This window comes from Roseateles sp. P2_H4, from assembly GCF_056403315.1.
Genome location: NZ_JBFUFR010000013.1, coordinates 74856 through 88520, shown reverse-complemented (window position 1 = coordinate 88520; position 13665 = coordinate 74856). Strand labels below are relative to the sequence as shown.

Genomic DNA, 13665 nt, shown 5'->3' with positions numbered 1-13665 from the left:
GACGTCAATCACTCGGTCGTCTCTGCTACCCATTGCCATGCCTTTGTCACTGCCGGTTCCTTAGGTCTTGCGGAAGCCTCGGACGACCCAGCGAATAGCAAGGCCAGCGAAAAACACAAAGGCGCCCATCGAAGCGCCGAGCTGAAGAGTCTCGACCGCTTGACTGGGACGCTGGATAAGCGCAACGAGCGTAACGAGGCCAATGATGATGAGGACGAGATACCAGACACGGTAGAGACCTCTGGACCAGTTCATGTGCCGCTCCTTATGGAATGGCGCGCTACGTGTCGAGCGCTGCGCCAGCCATCATTGAGGCCGCCCCAGCGACGAAAAGAGCCAGCGCAAGCGGCGTGCCGCTAAGTAGTTTGTGCACGCCGATCCATTGCTGTGGGTAGCCGAGCCAAGTATTCCAGCTCGCGTCCATTGCGTAGGCCAGCGCGTAGATGACGCTCACCTCCGGCCACAGGCCTACGCGGAGCCACTGCACGCACTGCCACCCTAGGAAACCGAGCGCCGCAAGGAAGCAAGCCACGGCCAAAAGCATGAGAGGTCCAGCCAGCGCGCGTGAATACATGCTCATGGACGCTCCACTGCCTTCATGACGGCGACGACGTTATCTCGATTGATGCGGCGCACATTGCCAGATCTCCCTTGGCTTCTCCTCCAATCAGACTACTGAGGTAGAGGCCACGGAATCCGTGAAAACGCGCTAGCCGATGAGGCCGCGGCCCTTGGCCATGAGCGCCTTCATGCGGTCGTCGTTGCCGAGCAAGCCACCTGGGCCGCCCGCTTGCATCGTGGGTTGTTGCTGCTGGAGCAAGCCGGCCGGCATCTGCGCCGGCTGCGTGCCCTGGCCGCCAAACAGTTGTTCGTAGCTGGGCGTCGTGCTCTGGCGCTGCATGGCTTGCTGGCTCCAGTTCAGGAGCCCAGGCATCGCAGAGCGGGCTTGGTCGAGGCCGCTGTATGCGTTTTGGTAGGCCTGCGTCTGTTGCGGAGTGAACGGGTTCGCGGCGAGGTTGGCGCGCATGCTGTCTGCGTCGCCCAGCACGTTGGTGAGGTAAGGCTGAGCGGCGGCCCATGGAGCCTGTGTCTTCGTTTCAGTGCCACCGCCGCTGGCAGCGCCCAGCCCCCCGCCTAGCAGCGCCATCAGGCCCGTGCCCATCGGGTTGGCCTTCGTTCCGCCCTTGCCGTCCGAGACTGGCGCAAAGGCACCCTTTACGACATCCCACCAGCCAGAGCCGACACCGCCGGTCATGCTGCCCAGTTCTGGCAACTCCGTAGGCGTCTGGCTCAGTATGTCGTTGATCCTGTTCCAGTCCAGGCCCGAGCTTGTTTCGGGAATGTCCGGCAGGTTCAGACCTGGCACGCTGCTGGAGCCGTCATAGCCGCCGAGGTCAACCGTTCCCCAGTCGAAGGTGCCAGGATCGCTGAAGCTTCCGAGGTCCGAAGGACTCCAGCCATTTGAAGAGCCAAAGCCCGAGAGCCAATCAGTCCAGCCCATATCGCCGCCCGTGTTGCCGACAGATTCACCGAAGCTGCCGAGGTTGTTGATGATTCCGTCTGTGGGCGACACAAGCTCGTCACCGAAGGCGCCGGGGATGATGTTCAAGCCGCCACCGGTCGAATCCAGAGACATGGCATTGCCGAGTGAGCCGTCACCGATGCTGGAGATGCCGCCGCCAATGGCCCCGCCAATCGCGCCAGTCAGTGCGCCGCTAAGGGGGTTTTTGCCTTGGACGGCCGAGGTAATGCCGCCCTTCGCGCCGCCCTTCAAAGCTCCGTTCTGCACCTTGTCCCAGAAGGTGTTGGCGTTGTTCTGGACAAGGCTGTTGCCGCCGCTTTCGAGTGCGCCGCTTGAGCTGCCACCTTCGAGCGCGCCAGTGCCCAGCCCAGCGCCAGCACCGGCCGAGACAGCGCCCGCGCCGCCGATGCCGGCCGAGCCGAGGCTGACGCCATCCGCCGCAATGCCGGCCATGTTGCCGCCCAGACCGGCACCAGCGCCCAGGCCGCCCGCTGCGGATGTGATGCCGCCCACTGCCGGGCCGAGGAAGGCGGCGAACATGGCGATTTGATCCATGAGCGTGTCGCTCTGGGTCATCGTCGGGTCACTCTGACCCAGGGCGTACTTGCCCGATGGGTCGAGCAGGCCGAAGTACTCCGCGCGCCCACCAGCCGATGTGCCGGGGTCATGAGCGACACCGAGGCTGTAGCCCTTGTCGGCCAGCCAGTTGCGGGCCTCATCGCTCCAGACCGGCTGGGCACCAAAGCCATAGTCCGAATCAGGCAGATAGCTCAGGCCCTGGCCGCCGTAGCCCAGAGATTGGAGTAGCGCGGCGTTCTGCGCGTTGGCTGCGAACTTGTTTTCAGAACCCTTGCCAGCATCCCCAAGCGATGACCGGGCGAGCTGGTAATCGGTTTGAGGGGCGAAGCCCTGCGCACCGTCCCATTGAAGCGCGGACCAGTCACGAATAGCCATGTTCTTGAATGCGCGTTGAAGCGTTATTGAAGTGGGGAGCAGATCGCCTCTGCCCCCTCGGGTACGGTGACGCCCGCAGCCTGGAAGGCATCTTGAAGCGCGACTCTCAAGCGCTCGGCCATCCCGTGCTCCTTCATGGCCCGCGCGATGCACATTGCCCGGAAAAGGTCACGCGGGGTGAAGGCGTCAGCACGGCCGCCGTCGAGCAACCATGCGCAGTCTTCCTGCTGGCGCGATTGCGTGTGGCTCATGCTGCTAGCGCCAGGCGTGCGAGTGAGTCCACGTCGGAAAGCCGGAACATGCGGCGGCCGTCCACGACGACGGGACGCAGGCCGGCTGCGCCACCGGTGCGAAGCGCGGTCTTTGTTGCTTCTTCGAGCAGCCGCTGAGCTGCCTCTTTGGGGGTGAGCAGTCGAGCCAGCTCGGGCGGTTCGGTGTGGTTCATGCTGTGCTTGAACTCCAAGTTTTCGACAGTAGACGGCGCCGGCAGGGCGATTGCCAGCGACCCCGGGAAATGAGGCCGCATACGCTCCTATGGGTCGTCTTTTCCCGGGGTGCGCCTCCCAGCGAGTTCAGCCGGCAGCCGCCACCGATGGCGGGCGCGGCCGGTCAGTGCGGGAGGCTCCCATGGCCGGGTCAGGTAGGCAGATAGGCCGGTGATGACGAGCCGGTCTATAACGGCTTGCCGTCCCATCCCCGGAAACAGGTCTTCTGCGATGGCCAAGGTTTCAAGCGCCGCCGGGCCTGGAACCCATTCAATGCGAGGTTTGGTGCAGTTGCTAGGCATCGGGGAAGGCCCTTTCCTTCAAGCCTTGGCGCACCTCGCTGAGCGCACGAGCGAGTGCGCGCAGCTCGGGTCGGTGGCCGCCTTTCCAAGCGTTGCGCGCCGTCTTAGCCTTGCCTTCGGCGGTCTTGGGGCCGGTTGACTGGTCCCACGGGCGCCAGCTCTGAATCGCTTCGGCCTGCTTGCGTCGTTGCTCGGTTGTCCAGTTGCGTGCTGCCATGGGAGGCGTCCTCTAAAAGTTGGTTCGGCGGGCTTTGTGTTTCCGGCGTGCGTATGTCCGGCGCAGCGCTCTGTGCAGGCTGGCTGTTGTTCACCTGCTGCGGCCCGTTGGCGACGTTCATCTGGCGGGCATAGACGATGGGCGGGTTCTTGATGGCCGCCAGCGTCTCAATCGTGGCGCGGCACTGGCTCTGAGCCTTCAAGGCCAGGCGCATGTACCGTTCACTGGCGTCGAGGTACTCGCCCATGTTGGCGTGCGACCGCCGTGCTAGCTCCCCGAAGATGACGTTTAGCGCAATGGCCTGGGCGTTGAGCAGCTTTTCAGGTCCAGAGAGGTCACCATCGCTGACGGCGGCGCAAGATGCTCGGAGCGAGGCGGCCATATCGGACAGGCCGACCTCGCCGAACTCGGGCTTGATGAATCGTGCCGCTGTGACCGCGTTCAATTCCACGCCGCGGATCACCATGTCTGAACGCAAGCGTGCGTGGGACTTTCCGTCTTCAGCGGGCAGCCCCATGGTCCGCTCTTCATCCCCCGGTCCCGGCTTTGGTATGGCGGTTCGCGATTTGCGTGCCGGCTTGGCCTTGGTAGCAGCCGACTTCTTGGGTGGGGTCCTGGCGGCGGTCACAGCAGCACCCCCTGTTCAGGCTCGGAGATCTTGCTGGGCAACATGTCGGCCATGAATTCGGCCGCGAGGTCTGCGGTTGCCTGCGCGTAGGCCTGCTCAAACTTCAGGTTGATGTACTCGGTGGCGCCGTAGGCCTGCAGATACTCGTTGAGTTGCTCGACGCGCGCGGCCATCGAACGAAGGCGGCGCGCCAGTCGTGTCGAAAGGCGCTCGGCCTCAGGATCGGCGTGCAGGATGCCGAGCCGCTGACAGACTTCGCGCAACTGCCAGGGGTGGACGACGATGACGTTCGCGTCCTCGATGCCCTCCTGCTGCTCAAGCCTGACCATCGGCCCGTCTTCATCTTCGAAGGCCTCAGCCTTCAGGTGGTAGTGAGTCAAAGAGTCCATGTTGGTGGGCTCGTTCATGGTGTGTTCCTTCAATGCGTTGCTGCCGGAATTGCTGCAACAGATGGCTTATCTAGAAAGGTGCCCCGTGGCGGGGTAACCCTTGAGGCTGAAATGGGCTGTATTGACCCCGTGGCGGGGTCATAAGGCGGTGGCCCCTGGGCTTGCTTGCCCCGTGGCGGGGTCATAACTGCCGGGGGTTGCCCCGTGGCGGGGCAAGGCAAAGTGTTTTTGCGAGGCGTTGCCCACGTTGCCGGCTTCTCCTCTGTGGGCCTGGATGCCGCCTCATCCTTTGGCCCGCGCCAGTCATTCACGCTGTAAAGGCCGGGGCCGTGGTCGAGCTTGGCGAAGTCGCACGCCATAGGCCACAACGTGACCGCGTAGAGCGAGCACTGCCGCCGCCCACCCTGGCGAGTGACGCAAACCAGCTTGGCCGCGGTCAGCTCGTCGAGCGCAGCCTGTCGAGTCGCATTGCTGCTCCAGCCCTTAGCCCGCATCACGGACGGCGCCGCCGACAGGTCACCATTGCCTCGGGCGTTGGGGCCGAGCTGACCGCAAAGGTCCATCAGCATCTTCAGCGCGACGGGGGACAGGCCCGCGCACGCGGCGGATGCAAGGAACTGCAGCGGCATCGCTACCCACGCACCGGTGACGCTGACACCGCCACCCTTGCGACGCTTTCCGCCGGCCGTCATGCTGACACCGTCCAGCCCATCCAGGCGCACAGAAAGGCGAGGGCGGGCCACAGGGGCGCGAGCGCGGGCGCGGCGAGGGTCAGGCACACCAGAGCGCGCCTGACGGCGTCTATTCGGTCCCATACCCTCATGCCTCAACCGTCGCGGGCTGCGACGCCTCCCAGGCCTGCACCTTGGCGGCGCCCTTGGGCGTCAGGTAGTACTCGCCGTATCGGACGTGGCGCCCATCGCGGTCAACGCACTTGATCCAATCCATCGCCAGCTCGGTGGCGTCGCAAAGGCCTTGGTCGCGGAGTCGGTCAATGACATCCGGGCCGTTCAGGCAACCTGCAATGCGGCGGACATCGTTGTTCGTCAGCCTGGCACCGGTCATGAGTGCATCGAGGACGCGGGCCTGTCGCGGGTTGCTCGGGCCGTAGAAGCGGCTTGCGGGGATGCTGGTGGTAGCGGGACAATCCGCTTCGGTCACGGGCTGCTGCTGCGTGTCCAAGGCCCCGCTGGCTTGGTCGTTAGTCGGGGCCTTCTTCATGCCGGCACCCCACAAAGCTTGCGCAGGTCGGCGACCGGCCAGGCCAACCGGCCATTGATGCGACGCGGGCGGATGGGTCCGGACTCATCGCAGGCCCAGAGCCTCAGCGTTTGCTCGGCGCGGTTGAGGTGGAATGCCGCCTCGCTGGTCGGCAGGTTGGAACGAGTCTCCTGCTCCAGCGGTACGGGTTGAACTGTCTTCTGAGCCATCGAGGACCTCTCGGGTCTGTTGCGATGGTTGAAGGTTCAGAGGCGAGGTGTTATCCCCCGCAAGCCGTTTGGCTACCCCACTTTGGGGGAGGAGACATTCAGGCCATATAGGCGATCTCGCCAGCCGTCATCAGGCGCTCCCAGGCTTTGTCAAAAACCCTGCTGCCGGCCCACATGCCCTTCGTTCCAAGCGCCTTCCTGACATCGCTCTTAGCACCCGGCGATTTAGGGCCATAGGGCGGCAGCGAAAGCGGGTTGAATCCGAGTTCCTGCAACTTGGCAATGATGGCGCGGTCCTGCGCGGCAGAGCGTGAGACTGCCTCAATTGCGAACGTAGTTGGTGATGTTGGCCAGCGAAAATGGAAGCCCGTCGCTTCCAACCACTTATCCAGGTTCTCAGGCGTTGCCCAGTCATCCATATCCCGGCATGGGCGTCCGACAACCGGGCCGCCGTCCTTGGGGTCAATGAGGATCAGCGCTCCGGATGCAAAGGCCGGGTGCATGCGGGCTTTCAAGAAATCTGCTGCGTCCAGACCGTTGGCTTCTGCCAGGATCTCTGCGGCCTCTTCCATGGTGAAGCGGCCCTTTATCTGGCGAGCCATGACGTCACCAATCATTTCGACCACATCGGCCGCGGGAACACCGTAGCTAGTGCGACGACCGGCCATGTGGCGGTGGGCTAAGACCTTCTCGGCGGGGTCCATTTGCGTCAGCGCAGCGGGAACAGATTCAGGCCTCGCCTCTAAGAAAAACTCTGCAAAGGATGTTGTGGGCGCATCTTCATCGGCGACGTGAACAGCGCCTGCGCCCTCCGGCTGCTGGTACTCATGCACGCCAAGGATGAACCCTGGGTGGACTACGAATTCCCGTTGCCGTGCCCATTCGAGCCAGCCGGCAGCGCTATCGCGATCCTTGCCCTCTCGTGCGGCGAGGCGCTCAAGCATGACCGCTTTCTTGCATGCTTCGTTGACGTTATTGGCCGGCACCGGGCGCGCGTTGATGTCCTCGTACAGGTCTGGGTCGAGGCCGGAAAGCAGCCGGCAAGCCTCCGCCGCCGAAAGCGACGGCATCTGACCGACCCAGTAGCGCCAAGAAATATCCCTGCCGTTGTTCGTCTGCTCGACGAAGCCAGCGAGGAACGCCGCGTCGCCACTCCGGTCTTGGTCTTCCACCACTTCGAAACGAAGACCAGCATCGGCCAGCGGTTTGCATGCATTGAGATCGTTCACGTAGAACACGTCCCGCTCGATGTCGAGCAGATACCAGGGCTGCGCCGCCAGCGTTTCGAAGTCGTGCCCGTCGATGGCTTGGTCGTTGGCAAGCTCGCGCAACTTCGATTCCCATTCGAATGCGGCGGCGGCTACGGCGGTGCTCTGTTCGCGTGGGTCCCGCTCATGTCCATTGACGCGCGCCACGGCCGTCGCAATGGCACTGACGAGGATTGCCAGGGACAGGTATGGTGCCGACATCGCCACTTCAATACGAGCACCCGGCTTGACTGCGCCCACTTGCTGACTGCGCTGCACCTTTTCCACCGGCATCCCCGGCAGCCAATACTTCAGCGGAGAATCCGCTGGAATCGGTGGGCAGTTGGGCCAGGCGGCGAGGTCCGAAAGAAAAACCCCTCCTTGCCCGAGTGGGAGCAAGCTAACCAAGTCGTTTGCTTCGCGTGCCGTCCGCAACGCCACTTCGAAAGTCTGGGCCCGGGTGCTGTCTGAGGGATAAAACAGAGCGGCGAGTTGTTGAAACCTGAAGGCAAGCGCGGTGGTTTCCTGGCCGCTGATGCGCTTGTCGATGCTCCTTGCCATCGTTATGCGCTCATTCGGCGCAGCTCCGCGGGCGAGGATCGGTAGGCAGCGGCGTAGCGCTTCGGCCTCAGCTTCTGGAACTGGCATCTATGCACCCCTGAATGCATCCCTAAAGAGGAGCCCCGGCAGGCGGGTAGGGTTCCCGCTCTTCGGTTCGCGGGCCTAGCCGGGGCGTCAAAAGGATACGCGCGTTAGGCGGCGATGAACTCCAGGGCCGACATCGGTCCCTTACGGAGATTGCAGGGCGTGCAGGCTGCCACCAAGTTGACCGCAGCGTCGTCGCCTCCAAGCGCCTTGCTTAGCATGTGCTCCACATGCCACTCCCCGTCGAGCCTCAACGGCTTGCCGCAGTAGTGGCAACAACCACCGGATTTGACGAAGATCCCCCTGCGTCGCCTGGAGACGGTGCGCGGCGGCGGTTCGCAGGAGACGAGGGAGAGTTCTGCATCAGGCCAAAGGCGCGGCTGCAACCACTGTGGTTCGTCGTTGGCGGCGACAGTTGACCGCAGCACACGCCTTGCGCCGGCCAACGCATCGGCCTTGTTCTCAGCAATCGCGAGCACGCGGCCCGAGCGCGGCTGTATCACGAGGACGCGGAGCGCATGGAGGCCATTGGAGACGGTCACCTGCGTTGCCAATTCGTACCCGTCTTCCCCGAAGACGCCGCCCAGCAGCGGCTTTCGCAGCATTGGCATGTCAATCGTCTTCACCGAAGATCCTTTTCATAGTGCCATGCATGAGGGTGGCGGAGAGTGCCGCCGCCCACGCCGGGGTCCTGTGCGCCTCGCCGCATGAGCTGTAGAAGAAGTCGCGGTTTCGAGCCATCACCGCGTAGCTGATGCCGATGATGTTTCCTGCCTCAGCGTCGGCGAGCAGCGTGCGAAGGCACCTCACCGTGTCCGCGCTGACGCTTGGTGTCTTGACCAGGCTCAATTGCACAACGTTGTTGCCGCGCTTGGTTGCCCGTCTGCCGTTGTTGCCGACATTCATGACTGGCCCCACGCCATTCGGGACAACTCGTCGTCGAGCGCCGCGACGGCGCCACGGGCAAACGTGGGGCTGCGCCTCAGTTCACCAACAGCGTCCACGACGTAGTTCCGACCCCGATACATCACGACGCACGCCACGCCGATAACTTCGCCCCGCCTGCCGGCTTCCGCAAGTTCTTCCAAGAAATCTAGGCAGTCGTTGTGCGGACGTTGTTGAATTCCAAGCCGACTGTTGCGGGCAGCCGAAAGTGGCACTATCTCTGCGCCGTGAACGACGAGATCTGTACTCTTAGCCATGGCGACGGTCCCCCTTCTGCTGCCGCTCCAGCGCCATGCCCTTGGCCTTCATGCCACGCGCCAGCCGAATAGCCGTCCCGGTGATGATGTTCAAGCCCGCCGAGGCCTCGTCACTCCATTGGCCGCTGCCCCACGGGATTTCGTGCGACTCCAGCGCCTTGCGGAGTCCGTCGTTGTAGCCAATTGCCGTGCTGAGCTTGCCGGACAGGTCACGGGCGTTCTCGATCCACTCGGCGAGCCATAGCAGGCTTTCCAGCCGGAATCCGTCGTCCTCGAAATCAACCGAGGCCGTATCGTCGGCGTCCTCGTCTGGCTCGCTCGGCATAGCGCGAAAGCCGCCATCCGTTAGCAGACCCTCCGCCGCACCTGCCTCCGTGGCCGGGATGTTCCCGCCCGCAACGGTCAGCAGATAGGACCCCAGCGCTGCCCGGAAGCCAGCGCTGTCGCCGTGCTGGTCAAGCGCCAAGGAAACCGCCTTGTCCAGGTCGGCATACTGGCCAGCGTAGGCCGCTTTTACGTCGGCGTCGGATTCGCTCGCTGGGCGGATGTCGAGATTGCTGAGGGCCTCGATTGAGGCCAGCATGACGCGGCACGCTTCAGCGCCGGCCAAGAGACTCGATGGGGCGGCGCGCTTCATGACAGCGCCTCATTGTTCTTTTGCGACAGCGCAAACAGCGCCAACGCGGCTGTCGATGTCACGTCGTTGCTGAGTTCGCGAGCGTTCTCTCCTAGCAACTCCAGCACGGCCCGCGCCTCGTCAGCATCAGTGTCGTTGGGCAGCACGCGGATGGCGGCCTCAATGCCGTCAGACGCACGGTTGGCACGGTCCTGCAGCCGCAGCAGTGTTCGTGAGAGTTGGAATTCAACGTCGCTGCCTTTAAGGCCGGCGACCTCGTCGATGAAGTCGGCGAATCGCTCCCGTGCTTCGCGCACCAGGATCGGCGGCAATGGTTCGGGCGTTGAATGCGCAGCTGATCCGGCGCTGGGTACAGTGGTGGAAGGCATGGATTCACCTCTAGTCAGGTGGGTTGATGCTTAGGCCGGTTTCAGGGCTCCACCCCTGATTCCGGCCGCCTTGCCTGAAAACGTCAGGCGGCGCACTGGCCATCAAGTGGCCTCGTCTTCAAATGGGGTTCCTTTCAGTCGCCGTCACATGCGCGCTGACCACTTCGCGCTCCTTGCGACAGAGCTTTAGAACGGCGTGCGATTTGGGCACCGTACCGGTCACAAGAAGTGGCGTGTCGTGGTCGCGGCGGTATCGGTTCAGTGTTGGAAATCTTTCTGCCGTCGGCTTGCACAGGGACCAGCAGAGCCCATCGGCGTTGACGTTGAAGCAGCCGCGATAGACGGTCAGCACGTCAGGCATCGAGGCCAATGCTCGTGCCTCGTGGCCGCGCATCATGGCCAAGAGATTGGTGGGGTTCGCCTTGAGGAAAAAGCCGTGCAGGCGATCTCGGTAAGCTCCGACGTTGTCGAAACCATCCCATTCGGCGCCGAGAAGTCGCCACCAGTCTGGCGTTGACATTGCCCTTCGCATTGCCAGCAACTCGGGCAGGCGCTCGAAAGAGTTGCACCACCTCAACCGTTCCTTGGCGGCATCAATAGCTAAGCGCTTCATTGCGCGACCACCTTCAGTGCTGGTTCGGGCGTTGCTGCAGCGGCGAACATGATGCCGGCCTGTTCAAGCACCCAGGCCTCGATTCGTTCGTGATGGACGCGCAGCAACTCCAGCGGGCGCACCTTGTAGTGCTTCTCGGCCGTGGCGCTGGGCTTGTGTCCTTGGATCTGGGCGACGACGCCGGCCGGGATTTCCAGCCACTCGGTCAGGCTGGCGAACGAGCGGCGCAGACCATGCAGGGTCAGTCCGTCCAGGCCCGCTGCAGTGCAGGCCTTGGTGTGGGGCGTGTTGGGCTCGGCAATCCGGCCGCTGGCGCTGGTGTTGACCCATTTGCCGGGCCGGGCGTCGATAGGCTTGACCCACCGGACGCTGGCGAACACCCATTCATTGGCCTTCGGTAGGCCGGCGATGAGCTTCGCGACGTAGGGCGTAAGCGGGATGACGCGGAGGCCATCTACCTTGTCTCGGATCGTCATGCCGCGCCACTGGATGTCCACGTCTTCCCACTTGAGGGCCTGGACCTCACCGGGGCGGGCGCCGGTCAGCAACATGATTTGCAGGCAGGCCGAAACCGTCGCATTCGAGATGCGCCCGACGTGGTCAAACCAAGTGGCCAACTGCTCGCGCTGCAGCACGTCGGTTTTGGTGGCCGGCGTGCCCAGAGCCTCGCGCGCCTTCTTTGTCGCGGCGGGGTTCTTCTCGGGCAACGAGCCGGCGTAGGCGGGTTGTTCGGCGCACCAGTTCAAGAAGACCTTCAGAAGGCGCCAGGCCAAGCGCGCCGAGGTTGGGCGAGTTGCGCCCTCGCGTGCCGCCCATGCTTCGACCGTTGCGGCATCGAGCCGGCTCAGGGGAAGGTGCATAAGCGAGTGCAGGGGGCCTGGACGGGTAGGGCGCTTCTTGTGGCCACGGGCGCCTGAGGGCAAGCCGCCGGCCTTGGCCTTGTCGAGGTGGTCGCGGTAGTGGAAGTCACCCCACAGCGGCCTGCGCTCTTCCAGATAAGCGGCCCAGGCTTCCGAGACAGTGATTTGGCTGCGCTGGGTGGCCTCTCGCTTTGACGCGTCGGCGGCGACGGCCTCCGCTTTCACGATTCGTGGGTCGCGGCCTTGGTCGATGAGACGCTGCAGCTCGCGGGCGCGCTCCTGAGCCTGTGGGATCGTCCAGGTCTCCGGCGAGCCGATGGTGATGCGGACGGTCGCGCCGTTGAACTGGCTTTGGAAGATATAGGACTTCGAACCGCCGACAGTCGCGCGCAGCCCCAGGCCCGGCGACGTGGAGTCCCACATGAATGCCTGCTGCTTGCCAGCCGGGCACTTGTGGTCGGCGATACGCCCGGCGGTGAAGTTGACCTTGGCCATCTGCTCCCGGTCTTACATCCAGCTCGATGTAAGCGCTCATGTAAGAGAATCGGAGGAAAACAGATCAACGGGCTTACACGGTCCTTCGGGTGGTGAGGCGCGTATGCTGTTGATTCGTGTAGGAGTCTAGGCGTTCTCCCCACCGAAGGCAAACACTAATCAACACACATTAAACAGGATTGTGATTCCTGTCGTCGTGGGTTCGAGTCCCATCAGCCACCCCAAATAAAGCAAGGACCTGGAAGCGAAAGCCTCCAGGTCCTTTTTCTTTGTCTGCGGTCATGTAGCGCCGAGCCTGAACCCACTTCGGTGTCATCTTGAGGCCTGCTCAAGGAGATCAAGCTCGAGGCAAAAGGCACGCCGCTTCTTGCATGGCCTTTCGATAGTCGGAGAACGCCGCTGCCAGGCGATTGCCAAACCCCGGGCCGGTGGCGACGCTCATGACCAGGTTCCCGTCGCCATCGCGGGCGCGGATCAGTCCTGGGGCCTGCTCAAAAGCCAGCTGGCCGACGCCTGGCACTGGGCCAAAGCTGCGATTGAAATCAAACAACGCCATGGTCTTCTCCCACTCTGGCATTGAACTCGGCTACGGTGTCCCGTAGGGCGCAACGACGGGACGGCGTCGTCAGATGAAACGGATGTGGCGCCCCTCGAAGCTCTCGAAGATGTCGCGCCATGACTCCCCGTTGAGTTCTTCGGTCTCAACGGTGTGCAAGAACTGAACCTTCCTGAACTCATCGCGCATGGCCTCTGGCCACTGTTCGTTGTGGGTCCGGTCGATAGTGCGACGCTCGGCGAGGTGCATGGCGTTCTCCTGGTGGCTTTCTGGATTTGTTGGCGGCTGGTTCATTGCGTCGCCAGTGTCTGAATGCGCTTCATGCCATCAAGCCGGTCAGCGCGTATGCCGACGGGCGCGGGTGCAGGCCATTGCTGCATGGCCGGCGCATTGAACGCCGCGGCGAGTCGTGGCCCGAAGAGCGGATCGATGGAAAACGCCATCACCAGATTTCCGTAGGTGTCGCGGCCGCTGATCCGCCCGATGGCGCTGTCAAAGGCCCATTGGCTGACGCCGGCGTCCGAGCCGCGGTCACGGTTTACTTCAAGCAATGCCATGGTCTTCTCCTGACTTGGTGTTGAACTGGGCAACGGTGTCCTGCCACTCGTCCCGGTCGCTGTCCTTGACCTCGGCGACGGCAGCGGGAAGTTCCTCGAAGCGCCTGGCGTGGGCCTCTCGCCTCAGCCTGGCGCGTTCTTCGACCCGCTTGGCCCGGGCCACGAAACGCTTGGGCAACTTTTCCAGCAGCGCCGCGAAACCCACCGGGGTGTTGGGCTTCACAGCACCGTTCGGAGCACGTCGAGCTCCGTGCCTTCCCAGGCTTTTTCGTCCGCCGGGAGGGTGATGCAATGCCGCGCGGCTTCCGTTTCCCAGGCGCGCAGCTGGCTGACGGTGATGCGCAGCACTTCGGCGCTTGCCCAACGAAAGTCGTCGGGAGCGGGTGGGGATTGAACTTGCATGACGGCTCCTGTTTCGATGGAGCCAGTCTCGGCGCCGGCCGCCGAGGGGCCTATCGCTCTTTGGGGGTGCCGAGGGGGGAGTGGGTGTGGGGGCACCCCCGCCGTCTCCCCCTTAAGAGGGATAGCAAGGGCCCAAAGAAACAAGGACCGGGAAGC

Annotated in this window: 21 protein-coding genes; all 21 read right to left on the bottom strand. The window is 63.5% G+C overall.

Annotation, left to right across the window (positions count from 1 at the left end):
- Positions 1-60: 60 nt before the first annotated feature.
- Positions 61-255 carry a hypothetical protein gene (locus AC1DW3_RS11965; RefSeq protein WP_477931533.1) on the bottom strand — a complete coding sequence of 65 codons (195 nt, stop codon included), beginning with the start codon at positions 253-255 and terminating at the stop codon, positions 61-63.
- A gap of 25 nt (positions 256-280) precedes the next feature.
- Complete coding sequence (locus AC1DW3_RS11960; RefSeq protein ID WP_477931532.1) at positions 281-580, bottom strand: hypothetical protein; 300 nt, start codon at positions 578-580, stop codon at positions 281-283.
- A 129-nt stretch (positions 581-709) separates the two neighbouring features.
- A complete protein-coding gene (locus tag AC1DW3_RS11955; protein WP_477931531.1) occupies positions 710-2476 on the bottom strand; it encodes a hypothetical protein in 1767 nt (588 codons plus the stop codon).
- Between the two features lie 23 nt (positions 2477-2499).
- The gene (locus AC1DW3_RS11950; RefSeq protein WP_477931530.1) at positions 2500-2727 is read right to left on the bottom strand and encodes a hypothetical protein; all 228 of its coding nucleotides are present in this window, start codon (positions 2725-2727) and stop codon (positions 2500-2502) included.
- Positions 2724-2921, bottom strand: coding sequence for a hypothetical protein (locus AC1DW3_RS11945; protein ID WP_477931529.1), 198 nt, complete (start codon positions 2919-2921; stop codon positions 2724-2726). Before AC1DW3_RS11945 ends, AC1DW3_RS11950 begins: the two co-directional genes overlap by 4 nt.
- A 446-nt stretch (positions 2922-3367) precedes the next feature.
- Positions 3368-3997 carry a hypothetical protein gene (locus AC1DW3_RS11940; protein ID WP_477931528.1) on the bottom strand — a complete coding sequence of 210 codons (630 nt, stop codon included), beginning with the start codon at positions 3995-3997 and terminating at the stop codon, positions 3368-3370.
- A 107-nt stretch (positions 3998-4104) separates the two neighbouring features.
- On the bottom strand, positions 4105-4515 hold the full coding sequence (locus tag AC1DW3_RS11935) for a hypothetical protein (RefSeq protein ID WP_477931527.1): 411 nt from the start codon (positions 4513-4515) through the stop codon (positions 4105-4107).
- 801 nt (positions 4516-5316) lie between these two features.
- Positions 5317-5718: a hypothetical protein gene (locus AC1DW3_RS11930; protein WP_477931526.1), complete on the bottom strand. Its 402-nt coding sequence runs from the start codon at positions 5716-5718 to the stop codon at positions 5317-5319.
- The gene (locus AC1DW3_RS11925) at positions 5715-5927 is read right to left on the bottom strand and encodes a DNA-binding protein (RefSeq protein WP_477931525.1); all 213 of its coding nucleotides are present in this window, start codon (positions 5925-5927) and stop codon (positions 5715-5717) included. Before AC1DW3_RS11925 ends, AC1DW3_RS11930 begins: the two co-directional genes overlap by 4 nt.
- A gap of 98 nt (positions 5928-6025) precedes the next feature.
- Positions 6026-7735: a hypothetical protein gene (locus AC1DW3_RS11920; RefSeq protein WP_477931524.1), complete on the bottom strand. Its 1710-nt coding sequence runs from the start codon at positions 7733-7735 to the stop codon at positions 6026-6028.
- Positions 7736-7926: 191 nt separating this feature from the next.
- Positions 7927-8445 carry an HNH endonuclease gene (locus AC1DW3_RS11915; protein WP_477931523.1) on the bottom strand — a complete coding sequence of 173 codons (519 nt, stop codon included), beginning with the start codon at positions 8443-8445 and terminating at the stop codon, positions 7927-7929.
- Positions 8432-8725: a hypothetical protein gene (locus AC1DW3_RS11910; RefSeq protein ID WP_477931522.1), complete on the bottom strand. Its 294-nt coding sequence runs from the start codon at positions 8723-8725 to the stop codon at positions 8432-8434. Before AC1DW3_RS11910 ends, AC1DW3_RS11915 begins: the two co-directional genes overlap by 14 nt.
- Before the next feature lie 288 nt (positions 8726-9013).
- Positions 9014-9658, bottom strand: coding sequence for a hypothetical protein (locus AC1DW3_RS11905; protein ID WP_477931521.1), 645 nt, complete (start codon positions 9656-9658; stop codon positions 9014-9016).
- Positions 9655-10026, bottom strand: coding sequence for a hypothetical protein (locus AC1DW3_RS11900; RefSeq protein ID WP_477931520.1), 372 nt, complete (start codon positions 10024-10026; stop codon positions 9655-9657). The genes AC1DW3_RS11905 and AC1DW3_RS11900 overlap by 4 nt, the downstream gene beginning before the upstream one ends.
- 118 nt (positions 10027-10144) lie before the next feature.
- Positions 10145-10639, bottom strand: coding sequence for a hypothetical protein (locus tag AC1DW3_RS11895; protein WP_477931519.1), 495 nt, complete (start codon positions 10637-10639; stop codon positions 10145-10147).
- On the bottom strand, positions 10636-11994 hold the full coding sequence (locus AC1DW3_RS11890) for a tyrosine-type recombinase/integrase (protein ID WP_477931518.1): 1359 nt from the start codon (positions 11992-11994) through the stop codon (positions 10636-10638). Before AC1DW3_RS11890 ends, AC1DW3_RS11895 begins: the two co-directional genes overlap by 4 nt.
- A 337-nt stretch (positions 11995-12331) precedes the next feature.
- A complete protein-coding gene (locus AC1DW3_RS11885) occupies positions 12332-12550 on the bottom strand; it encodes a hypothetical protein (RefSeq protein ID WP_477931517.1) in 219 nt (72 codons plus the stop codon).
- Positions 12551-12619: 69 nt separating this feature from the next.
- A complete protein-coding gene (locus AC1DW3_RS11880) occupies positions 12620-12799 on the bottom strand; it encodes a hypothetical protein (protein ID WP_477931516.1) in 180 nt (59 codons plus the stop codon).
- 41 nt (positions 12800-12840) lie between these two features.
- A complete protein-coding gene (locus tag AC1DW3_RS11875) occupies positions 12841-13107 on the bottom strand; it encodes a hypothetical protein (protein WP_477931515.1) in 267 nt (88 codons plus the stop codon).
- The gene (locus AC1DW3_RS11870) at positions 13094-13330 is read right to left on the bottom strand and encodes a hypothetical protein (RefSeq protein WP_477931514.1); all 237 of its coding nucleotides are present in this window, start codon (positions 13328-13330) and stop codon (positions 13094-13096) included. The genes AC1DW3_RS11875 and AC1DW3_RS11870 overlap by 14 nt, the downstream gene beginning before the upstream one ends.
- Complete coding sequence (locus tag AC1DW3_RS11865) at positions 13327-13509, bottom strand: hypothetical protein (RefSeq protein WP_477931513.1); 183 nt, start codon at positions 13507-13509, stop codon at positions 13327-13329. Before AC1DW3_RS11865 ends, AC1DW3_RS11870 begins: the two co-directional genes overlap by 4 nt.
- Between the last annotated feature and the right edge of the window lie 156 nt (positions 13510-13665).